Source organism: Spirulina subsalsa FACHB-351 (genome assembly GCF_026130165.1).
Classification (GTDB): Bacteria; Cyanobacteriota; Cyanobacteriia; order Cyanobacteriales; family Spirulinaceae; genus Spirulina_A; species Spirulina_A subsalsa_A.
Map to the genome: position 1 here is coordinate 1 of NZ_JAIHOM010000152.1, position 10,564 is coordinate 10,564.

At 46.3% G+C, this 10,564-nt stretch carries 8 protein-coding genes and 1 pseudogene; 4 read left to right on the forward strand and 5 right to left on the reverse strand.

From position 1 onward, the window contains the following. Positions 1-230 precede the first annotated feature (230 nt). A complete protein-coding gene (gene mrdA, locus K4A83_RS20280; RefSeq protein WP_265266516.1) occupies positions 231-2,039 on the reverse strand; it encodes a penicillin-binding protein 2 in 1,809 nt (602 codons plus the stop codon). Positions 2,040-2,122: 83 nt separating this feature from the next. Here mrdA and K4A83_RS20285 point away from each other — a divergent pair, with 83 nt between their 5' ends. From K4A83_RS20285 to K4A83_RS20300, 4 genes are all read left to right on the forward strand, one after another. After that, entirely contained in the window at positions 2,123-3,262 is a 1,140-nt protein-coding gene (locus K4A83_RS20285; protein ID WP_265266517.1) for an ABC transporter ATP-binding protein, read from the forward strand. Positions 3,263-3,599: 337 nt separating this feature from the next. Then, positions 3,600-4,436 carry a sulfotransferase gene (locus K4A83_RS20290; RefSeq protein ID WP_265266518.1) on the forward strand — a complete coding sequence of 279 codons (837 nt, stop codon included), beginning with the start codon at positions 3,600-3,602 and terminating at the stop codon, positions 4,434-4,436. Next, positions 4,437-5,906 carry a sulfotransferase family protein gene (locus K4A83_RS20295; RefSeq protein WP_265266519.1) on the forward strand — a complete coding sequence of 490 codons (1,470 nt, stop codon included), beginning with the start codon at positions 4,437-4,439 and terminating at the stop codon, positions 5,904-5,906. Positions 5,907-6,077: 171 nt separating this feature from the next. Then, positions 6,078-7,877, forward strand: a complete 1,800-nt coding sequence (locus K4A83_RS20300) for an ABC transporter ATP-binding protein (RefSeq protein ID WP_265266520.1) — start codon at positions 6,078-6,080, stop codon at positions 7,875-7,877. A gap of 93 nt (positions 7,878-7,970) precedes the next feature. Here K4A83_RS20300 and K4A83_RS20305 read toward each other — a convergent pair. The 4 genes and pseudogenes from K4A83_RS20305 to K4A83_RS20320 all read right to left on the reverse strand — a co-directional run. Then, positions 7,971-8,216: pseudogene (locus K4A83_RS20305) on the reverse strand (Uma2 family endonuclease); the annotation flags it as partial. A 217-nt stretch (positions 8,217-8,433) separates the two neighbouring features. Continuing rightward, positions 8,434-9,213, reverse strand: a complete 780-nt coding sequence (locus tag K4A83_RS20310; RefSeq protein ID WP_265266521.1) for an HNH endonuclease — start codon at positions 9,211-9,213, stop codon at positions 8,434-8,436. A 208-nt stretch (positions 9,214-9,421) separates the two neighbouring features. Continuing rightward, positions 9,422-10,033: a CP12 domain-containing protein gene (locus K4A83_RS20315; RefSeq protein ID WP_265266522.1), complete on the reverse strand. Its 612-nt coding sequence runs from the start codon at positions 10,031-10,033 to the stop codon at positions 9,422-9,424. Positions 10,034-10,130: 97 nt separating this feature from the next. Beyond that, positions 10,131-10,553 carry a DUF1622 domain-containing protein gene (locus K4A83_RS20320; RefSeq protein WP_407810247.1) on the reverse strand — a complete coding sequence of 141 codons (423 nt, stop codon included), beginning with the start codon at positions 10,551-10,553 and terminating at the stop codon, positions 10,131-10,133. Positions 10,554-10,564 lie beyond the last annotated feature (11 nt).

A 10,564-nucleotide genomic window follows, 5' to 3' on the forward strand; every position in this document is an offset into this window, starting at 1 on the left:
GGAGCGGGGGAGCGGGGGAGCGGGGGAGAGGGGAGGTCAGGAGTCGGGTGTAATGTCATTGACTAACTTTAGCCAGAAACCGGGTTGCGTTCATTGTCTAGTTTTCTCGATACACCCTAGCAAAAACCCGGTTTCTAATATCAATTGTCAATTGTCAATTATCAATTACCTATTACCTATTACCTATTCCCTTGTTGAGTCTAGGGTTGGGTTTTTGCAGCAAGCCCTATTTAAGGCTGAGGGTTATTCTTCCCCCGGAAATAGGCCTCCATGACCTGAGCCACCATCGGACCGGCGAGGGACCCCCCACCACCTCCAGAATGTTCTGCAAAAGCCACCACCACAATTTCCGGCTTGTCAAAGGGCGCATAGGCCCCGAACCAAGCATGAGCTTTCCCCGGAGGGGCTTCCGCCGTGCCACTCTTCCCGGCCGGAGTAGGAATGCCCTCACTTTGTAGCGCTCCTCCCGTACCATTGGTGACAACCGCCCGCAGAGATTTCCGTAAAACATCAAGGGTTGAGGGTTTCAGGTTTAAAGACTCTCGCCAATCGGAATTACTCTTACTGGGGTCTTCCACTAAATGAGGCCTCACCTTATAACCCCCATTAGCCGGCACCGCAAACATCACCGCCACTTGCAGGGGGGTAGCTTGGGTGAATCCTTGACCAATAGACATATTGATCGTATCCCCTACCGTCCACTCCCAGTTAAACTGTCTTCGTTTCCATTCATCATCAGCAATCAGACCGGGGGCCTCGGATTTTAACTCAATTCCTGTTCTCGAACCAAAACCGTAACGACGGGCCCAGTCGATTAAAACCTCACCCCCCACACCGCGACCGATTTGGCCGTGGAATGTGTTACTACTCCAAGCCATCGCTCCGACATAGCCCATCGGACCAAAACCAGCCCGGTTCCATTCCCCTAATGCCATGCCCCCCACTCGCAAATAGGCGAAAGTGGGGAGGATGGTATTGGGGGGATATTTGCCCGATTCTAGCCCAGCTGTTGCTGTCACCACTTTAAAGGTAGACGCGGGGGGAAACCCGCGTAACGCGCGGTTGACAAAGGGGTTGCCTTGGCCTTGGAGTTTCTGCCACGTTTCCGGGGTAATGCGGGAGGAGAAAATATTGGGGTCAAAGGTGGGAAAACTGGCCATTGCCAAGACAGCCCCATTATTGGGGTCAATGGCCACAATAGCCCCTCGACGACTGCCTAGGGCTTGTTCAGCGGCTTTTTGCAGGTCTAAATCTAGGGTAATGGTGACATCTCTTCCCGCTTTGGCTTGTTTCTGACCCAAAATCTGCACCACTTGACCCGCGCCGTTGACTTCCACTTGTTGTCCGCCCCACTCCCCGCGCAGGAGGTGTTCATAGGCTTGTTCTACGCCCATTTGCCCCACAATATCCCCCAGACGGTAGCCGTCTTTGCGGCGTTCGGCCAGTTCTTCGGCGTTGAGTTCTCCGGTATAACCGAGAATGTGGGCGCCGACTTGTTTGTTGGGGTAGTTGCGGATATGTTCAATATCTACATCTACGCCCTGTAATTCGGCGCTGTATTCTTTAATGGCGGTGATTTGGGCTTCTGTTAAGTCTCGACCCACGGCTACCCGAGTGGGGGAGTTGTAGCCTGCATCTTCTACTGGGGTGCGAATGTCGGCCTCGGGAATGTTGAGGATTTGGGCAAGGCGTTTAACGGTTTGATCCCAAGTGTCGTATTTTTGGGCGAGGGGCCAGACATAGGCGGTGTGGGCGAGGCGACTGCTGGCTAGAATGCGGCCTTTGCGGTCGAAAATGGTACCTCGGACGGGTTGTTTCGGAATGAGGCGAATACGATTATTTTCGGCGAGTTCTTTGTTGCGATCGCCTTCGACTAACTGAAGGTAAGCTAAACGAGAACCAATGCCCCCTAACAGTAAGAGGCTAATCATCAGCATAATAAAGACAGACTGATATTGCCGCCCAACAGTGCGGGAGGTTTGTTTGGGTCCAACTTTGGACGCAGGTTGAACGGTGGTTGGATGAACGGCTCGCATCATGGGTTATTCGTCTTTCCTCTATTAGCCAATAAAATAGCAAATAACTCAGAGGTTTTACTCAAAGTGGGGATAAACAATCTGCAATGGATTCTACTCTAATCAAAACACAAATTTCGACAAATGAGGGGGCAGGACCCCTTGATGTTGAATTACGGCAGTTGTTCAAGGTTTTTGACGGAGAACCAGCCGTCAATGGAGTTAACCTCCAAGTCCGTCAGGGGGAGTTTTTTAGTATTCTCGGCCCATCAGGCTGTGGCAAAACAACTCTATTGCGTATGATTGCAGGCTTCGAGACTCCCTCGGCCGGGGATGTTTTGATTCAATCTCAACGGATGAATCGCATCCCGCCCTATCGTCGTCCGGTGAATACGGTTTTTCAAAGTTACGCTCTATTTAATCACCTCACGGTGGCGGAAAATATTGCCTTTGGCTTAAAGATTAGAAAGGTTCCTCGGATTGAACGGGAAGAGCAGGTTAGGGTGGCTTTAGCAGGGGTACAGATGGAAAAATTTGCCCAACGCTATCCTAATCAACTCTCGGGGGGACAACGGCAGCGCGTGGCCTTAGCCCGGGCTTTGGTCAATCGTCCGGCCGTGGTGTTGTTGGATGAACCCCTCGGGGCCTTAGACCTTAAACTCCGGAAGGAGATGCAGGTGGAACTCTCCCGACTCCATCGGGAATTAGGGTTAACCTTTGTCATGGTGACTCATGATCAGGAGGAGGCGTTATCTTTATCTGATCGGATTGCCGTTGTCCGAGCTGGTCAAATTGAACAAGTCGGAACCCCTAATGAGATTTATCAATCTCCCCAGACGGCTTTTGTGGCGGACTTTATTGGGGATACCAATTTGTTTGTTGGCGATCGCGCCCAAGTCACCCCAGACCGCGTTACCCTCGTGACGCACCAAGGACTCCCCATGTTCATTCCTCCTCTCAGTAGTAGTTCAGTGCCAGTACAGTCTCTCTCTCCAGTCCGGGTTAGTATTCGACCGGAAAAAATTCACTTAAGTCTTGAACCCCAACCCCATTGGCAGAATTGTTATGAGGGGCGCTTAAGGTATGTCATGTACTTAGGGACACGCCAACAGTATGGGGTGGAGTTGGTACAAACCGGGGAAACGGTGATCGTAATGCAGCCGGGGGATAGTGCTTTGGGGTTACAACCTGATCGGGAGGTGTTTATTGGTTGGTCAGCCGGGGATTGTGTCGTCTTGGAGCGTTAACTAGGGCTTGCTGTTGACTGGAGAATCGGGAACAATTAACAATTATTAATTATTAATCATCAACTCTTAATCACCTGTCGTAATGCTCCATTAATAAACATTGCACTATTTCGCTACTTTGTACTCAATCGTTGATTGTTGATGATTAGTAATTTATTATTCCAGATGGTAATTTTGACGACGGAATAACATAATATGCCATCTGAAAGATCCGCATAAATGCTGATTTTTCTCATTTAATACAAATGTTATATATTGTAGCCAATTAACTACAAATAGAGGTGATTGAAACGCCTTGAACTACCCAGATCCAAGAATTAATCAAAAAGTTTGTTTTATGGCTGGAACAGGTCACTCCGGTTCTACTTTATTAGGATTATTATTAGGCAATCATTCCAGTAGTTTTTTTTGTGGAGAAGGAAACAAAAGCCAATATATTGGTAAAGAAAACGCTCCTGCTCGTAAGCGGTTTTGTAAATTTTGTGGTGCTGACTGTCCCATCTGGGGAGAACTTTTTCTCAACCCAGAACAGGATCTCTATGAGCAATTGACTCAACGCATCTGGCGAACGCAGCATCAAGAGAAAACCTTGATGATTGATTCCACTTCTGGAGCCCATTGGATTCGTAAGCAATGGAATTATTTAAAGTTAACAACGGCCCAACCTTACTTAGTTTTCCTGCAAAGGGATGGTCGGGCTGTGGTTAATTCTTATCGCCGCAAGTACCCAGAGCGAGACTTAACAAAGATTATCCAGGATTGGTTAGAGAATATCCACAAAGCTCAAGCTTTGTTTGATGAGTTTACAGGGCCTAAAATAATTGTTCACTACGAAGAATTAGCGACAAATACCGATGAAGTATTAAAACGTTTATGTGAGTTTTTAAATATTGCCTACGAACCAGAAATGATCAATTATGGCAACCGCGAGTATCATGTGTTAGGGGGAAACAATGGAACACAATACTTGGTTGCCCAAAATAAAGCTAATGCACAGGATAAATTTTTAGGTCGGATGTCTTCGATGAACCGTCAATATTATCAAGGCCACAAACCAGAAATTGTCTTAGATGTGCGGTGGCAAACTGAACTATCCGAGGAGCAAAAGACCTTATTTGCTGACTTGGCTGGTGAAATCAATCAATCTTTTGAGTGGAACACTGCGGTAAACTAAATGAACAAAAAAATTGATCTCGTTTTTCGGACGATTGGCGAGCGAACCAGTGATATTGCTCTGGATTTAGCGATCCAGCAAATTCAACCCAATCAAGTGCATTTAATTGAAAATGTGCGCCCTTTTTCGGCGGCCGTGCAGCAAATGCTCCAGATTGACTATGATTGTGATTTCGTAGTTTTTATGGATGCGGACTGCTTGCTGATGGAAAGTATGCAGGCTTTTCTCCAGCGTAATGAGTTCCCCTATGTGGATTGTTATGTGTTAGATAAATTCCGGGGACATATTCATCAAGGGGTGCATATTACCCGAGTGGATGTGGTGCGGTTGATGGCGCAAATTAAACCGCCCAAAAATGATGAAAAATATGTGTTGCGACCTGAATCTCGACTGCGCTCGATGGCACTTTCTCGGATGAAGGCGAATAAGAATTTTAAGACTTTCCGTATCTTGCATGATTATTTCCAACGCTACGATCATATTTATGCGAAGATGGCACTGCGAGAACTGCGAAGTCGCACGGAGGAAAATCGCCGGGAATTAGAGGCAGCCGAACAATATTGGGAGCGACATATTGAGGAGGTGGATTTTCAGATTGCTAAGTTGGCGATCGCACAAACCCGAGTCGCCGTTCCCCAAAACTCCACCCCCGCTGAGATTGACGACTATATTGTACGTCTGCCAGAAATTGCCGAAAACGCCATCTCTCAGTTAGACTTACCCCCCCAAGGAGAACTTACCCCAGCCGAAATTGACCAACAGACAAAAAAAATCTGGTCTTGGCAACTGGTACAGGTGGGAGCCGGTACCCTTGAACCCCCCGCTCAACCCCGTTCCCCCTATAAAATCTTCGGTCTGGGTTTGAGTCGCACTGGGACGAAAAGCCTCACCAGCGCGCTACATATTTTAGGCTTTAAGGTTATTCACTACCCCGAAGATGAAACAACCTTGCGCGAGTTAACGGAAGGGAATTATAAGTTTTCGCTGTTGGATCATTTTGATGGCATTACCGACATTACCGTTTCGGCCTTTTATCCCCAATTGGATCAACTGTTCCCCGGCAGTAAATTCATTTTGACGGTGCGGGATAAGGAAAGCTGGCTCACTTCCCTTGAGAAACACTGGTTCAATCGTCCGGCTTTTGATGCTAACAACCAGATAGAGAAGGAAATTCATCTGCACATTCGGCGCTTCTTGCGGAGTACCGTCTACGGGTGTTATGAGTTCAATCGGGAGCGGATGTCCTATGTCTATGACCTGCATTATAAAAACACCTTAGATTATTTTTGCGATCGCCCCGACTCCCTCTTAGTCCTGAATATCGGCGCAGGAGAAGGCTGGGACAAACTCTGTCCTTTCTTAGGTTTAGACCCCTTAGCTCAACCCTTCCCCTATATCAAGAAACAATCCCTCTTGAAGTCCTTACTTAACGCCGAAGCCCAACTGATTGAGCCTCCCGTATCAGCGTGATTCTGAATCAGATCAAATATTTCAGGGTTTGCTACAGTTAAGCCGTGAATGGTTGGGTTGCGCGCTTCCCTCGACCTAATCGACAGATAACGAATAATTGACAATTGATCATGACTGATTTTTGAACCCATGCTCAATTGTCAATTGATTCCCCTCCATTGAGAAAAAAGAGTGAAATTACGCTTTTTTGCCGTCCTTGCCACCACTCCCCGACTGCTGCGTTTAGTCTGGTCTGCTAGTCCAAAATGGCTGCTGATTTCCTTATTGACCACGTTTATTGCTTCCCTCTTACCCGCCCTTCAGTTGTATATTGGCAAACTGACCCTAGACCGTATTTTAGCCACCATAGGACAACCCTCCAGCCAGTGGTCAGAGGTGTTTGTCTTGGTCTTAGCGACCCTAACCTTAACCCTGTTTACCGATAGCTTAAAAGAACTCTCGACCTATGGGGGGCAAGTTTTAAGCGATCGCTTTACCCTCTACGCCAGTAATATTCTCCTCCGTCAAGCCACCCGCTTAGACCTTGCCCACTACGAAATTCCCGAATTTTACGACCTCCTCAGTCGCGCTCAACAAAGTGGGAGTACCTACCCCGTGCGGGCGCTGGCTAGTTTCACCAGCTTTCTGGGGCAAAGTGTTAAGTTAATCACCCTCTTAAGCCTAATGATTAGCTTTAGCCCCCTCGCCACTTTACTATTATTACTCACCTCAATTCCCGCCTTTTTAATCGGCGTAAAATTTTCTGGCAAACGCTTCAAAGTGCTGCGACGACAAACCCAAAGTGGTCGCTTTGCCGATTATTTGCAACGAATTTTAACCCATCAAGATTTTGCCAAGGAAATTCGGTTATTTAATTTAATTGATTATTTGTTAAAACAATGGTACAATGTCAAGTTCAAATTCAACCGCGAAGTAGAAGCACTTTCTGCTCAACAAGCTTGGGCGCGAATGGGATCAACTCTCCTATCAAAACTCGGCTTTTATGGCACCTATAGCTGGATTGTGATTCAAACCTTACGCGGTCAAATTACCATCGGTTCTCTCACCATGTATGCTGGGGCTTTTCGCCAAGCTCAAGGCGCAATGCAGGGGATGTTAGAAGACATTGCCAGTTTATATGAAGTGAACCTTTATGTGAGTCAATTTTTTGATTTTTTAGCCTTAGAACCCTACGTTAAAAATCCTAAACATCCCCATACGTTTCCCTTAACCATCCAAAAAGGCTTAGAGTTCAAAGGGGTCAGCTTTACCTATCCGGGGGCAAAAAAACCGAGTTTAAACGGCTTAAATTTAGTAGTTTATCCGGGAGAAAGTATTGCTTTAGTAGGGGTCAATGGGGCAGGAAAAACAACTTTACTAAAACTTTTAACCCGCTTTTATGATGTGAGTGACGGCGAAATTACTATTGATGGAATTCCCTTACACCAGTTTGATTTAACTGAATTACGGCAAAATGTAGGGATTATTTTTCAAGATTTTGCCCGCTATCATTTAACCGTTGCTGATAACATCGGATTTGGCAACATAAAAGAGCATCATAATCTCAAACTGATTCAACAAGCGGGAATTGAGGCGGGGGCAGATGAGATGATTAATGGTTTTGAACAAGGCTATCACACCATGCTGGGGAAATTGTTTCCGGGGGGGCGGGAATTATCCGGGGGGCAGTGGCAGAAAGTGGGATTAGCCCGCGCTTTTATGAGTGTTGCCCAGATTCTCATTTTAGATGAACCTACGGCGGCCTTAGATGCGATCGCCGAATATGATCTTTTCCAACGATTCCGCCAACTCGCAGCAGGAAAAATCACCTTTTTAGTCAGTCATCGCTTTTCAACTGTGCGCATGGCCGATCGGATTGTAGTCTTAGAAGGGGGGGCCATTCAGGAAATCGGCAGTCATCAGGAGTTAATGGCACAAAATGGCCTCTATGCCAAAATGTTCACCCTCCAATCTTCTAGTTATGAGATTTAGGTCGTTGCCGAGAGGGATATTCAGCAGACCCTAAGTAACGAGAATCATTGGGAGTGGTTAGAAATGAACGGCTGCGATCGCAAAAAATCCCTCTTACTCACCCCACACTCGACCCATATTTAACACAAAACCGGATAAGACTTCCTCACCGGACAACTCTGTTGGGTTTGACAAGACTTCAACTTCTAAACCCACTCGATACACTTCCACCCTTCTATTTTTCGGGTCAATTAACCAACCCAACTTAGCTCCATTGTCCAGATACTCCTGCATTTTATCTTGTAGAGACTTGAGAGTATCCGAAGCAGAGCGCAATTCTACTACAAAATCTGGGCAAATATATGATATAGGCGCTGCGCGCTTTTGTAGTTACAGTACTGAAAAGCCGCAGTCTTCACTGTACGCGATCGCCATAAGTCGTTTCCTGGGATTTTTGTCAACCCACCTTATTCTAACCTGTAATCACAGTAGCGCGCAGCACTATAACTGGTTTGTGTTAGAAACCTTGTTCACTTAACTATGCTGGATAATGTGCTAAAAAATGCCCACTACTTCATTAATTTTGATAAATATGAGTTCGATGATATTGTAAAAACTCAGAACTTGGTAAAAACTTGTGGGGCAATTGTAGAGGTTTATTCTGATAATCTAAAAAATTATCTTGTAACGTTTTATGGGGGAGAAAATTTCTCAAGCGAGAACTAATTAATAGGCCATAATTTTCATCAAAACTAATTAGTCCTCGGTCAAAAGCGGCATCTTGTGTTCTGGCTAAACATAAACCATTATGGGGATTCATACGCTGTTCTGGAAACTGACTCCACGGTAAAATATGACTGGCAATTAACAATTCAGGAACGGGGTTTCCCGTCAGACAACACTGGTGATTATAGGCACTTAAAACCATCTCTCGAAATAGATTTTGTCTAATCCTTTGTTTGACCTGTCGAGTAACTTCTGTTGCTATATTAAATGTGGGAGAAACTATTGCTAATCCCGATTCTTCTTGTTGGGGAGGGGATGGATTTAAAAGAGCATTGATTTGAGTTTCACTTTCCAGTAAAACCTCATCCCAGTTAGTTTCTAACTCCTGCCAAAGGGCTTGATCAGCACGACTGACATTTTTTAATCCTTGAACACCGCGAGCTTGTAACTTTGGATCAAGAGACGCAAAATTAACCAGTTTCATGGCAATACTAGCGGGAGTTCGCGCCAATTTGTCCGCAACTTCTATAATTCTGGGGTTGCGCTGATGTAGTTGTCCAAAGGGCAATTTACAGTACAAGTTTAAAACAATGAGTTGCTCATCTCTCGTCCAACGTCTCCCTGTACTCATGGTTTTAAGGTTGATGACGTGATTCAAAATGACAAAAACCGTAGTCTCTAGTGGGGAACAGACACATCCTAAAAAGCTGTTTTAAGAACGGTGTAATAGGAGTTTGAGCCTAATGACCCCAGAGGTCTAAGATTAGAGACTACGGTAGAAAGACGGCAAAATCTAGACTATTTTTTCAGGTGACTTAGAGTCTAAAGCTTTCTATTGCCTAAGTGTCGTACATCCGAGCTTCTACAGCATCGGGATGTTCTTCACAATACTCCTCAAAATAGGTTTTGGGGGGTTTCATTGCCCGTTGGTGGGCGGCTTCGGCTTGTAATTCTTCTACAATGTCCCAAGCGGCGGCACATTCGGGAGAGGTTGCGCCTTTTTCAGCACAAACGGCTCTTGCGGCATCTCTGGCCTTGATGATTTCCTCTTCTAAGGTCAATTCTCTAGGCTTTTCGACAAAATCACTCTTGTTGAGGATATCACTCACCGACACAATCCCCAGTAAGGTGTCAGCAATGACGGGGGCGCGGCGAATCCCAGCTTGAGAGAATAAACGGGCGACGTATTCCACAGCCAAGTCGGGGTTAATGACGATGCAGGGTTTAGTCATGATTTCGTAAACCCGCACTTTTTTGGGGTCTTTGCCGTAGGCTGTGACTTTATAAACAATATCCGTTTCGGTAACGATGCCATAGGCATCTTCATCAGTACGACGGTCAACTATGAGGGCGCGTAGCTGGTTGTCCTTCATCAGTTTGACGGCATCGGCTACAGTGGCAGAACCCCGCACTGTAACGACTTGTGTTGTCATAATTTCAGAGGCTTTCATGTTCTTTTTTAATTGACTCGCCATAATTTATTGTTGATGGGAATGGGACAATTGGCAATTTGTTGGACACAATTTGCAGCAATTATAGGGTAGGGGATTAAGGGGATGAGGTGGACTCATGGGGGGGTTTTTGGGGGGTGATGGGGGTTAGCAGACCTTGCCAGGGGGGTTCGGGGTTGGGGGTTTGGGTATGATTGGCAATGGCTTTTAATAACAAATGGTTTAAAACTGTTCGCAGGGCAATGATGGCGGCGAGTTGTCCGATTTCGTTCCAAGTCGGGGCAATGGTGGTTTTGAGGATACTTCCCCCCACGAGGAAGCTTAAGCCCAAGGAGAAGGAATAACCGAGTTCTAGGCGACCTTCTTGGAAGGCTTGCCCGGATTCCCAAGTAAACAGGGCGCGCCGCAGATAAATGGTTAGGGCTTTGATAATCCCTACGCTAATGACCAAGAGGGCAAGGAGTTGACAAATGCTGACAACTGTGCTATTGAGCATTCTAACGGTGAGGGCGATAGACATGGGGGAGCAGG

Coding starts and splice junctions, on each gene's coding strand:
- K4A83_RS20295 (WP_265266519.1), top strand. CDS start 4,437: ATGAACAAAAAAATTGATCTCGTTTTTCGGACGATTGGCGAGCGAACC.
- K4A83_RS20290 (WP_265266518.1), top strand. CDS start 3,600: ATGGCTGGAACAGGTCACTCCGGTTCTACTTTATTAGGATTATTATTA.
- K4A83_RS20320 (WP_407810247.1), bottom strand. CDS start 10,553: ATGTCTATCGCCCTCACCGTTAGAATGCTCAATAGCACAGTTGTCAGC.
- mrdA (WP_265266516.1), bottom strand. CDS start 2,039: ATGATGCGAGCCGTTCATCCAACCACCGTTCAACCTGCGTCCAAAGTT.
- K4A83_RS20285 (WP_265266517.1), top strand. CDS start 2,123: ATGGATTCTACTCTAATCAAAACACAAATTTCGACAAATGAGGGGGCA.
- K4A83_RS20315 (WP_265266522.1), bottom strand. CDS start 10,033: ATGAAAGCCTCTGAAATTATGACAACACAAGTCGTTACAGTGCGGGGT.
- K4A83_RS20310 (WP_265266521.1), bottom strand. CDS start 9,213: ATGAGTACAGGGAGACGTTGGACGAGAGATGAGCAACTCATTGTTTTA.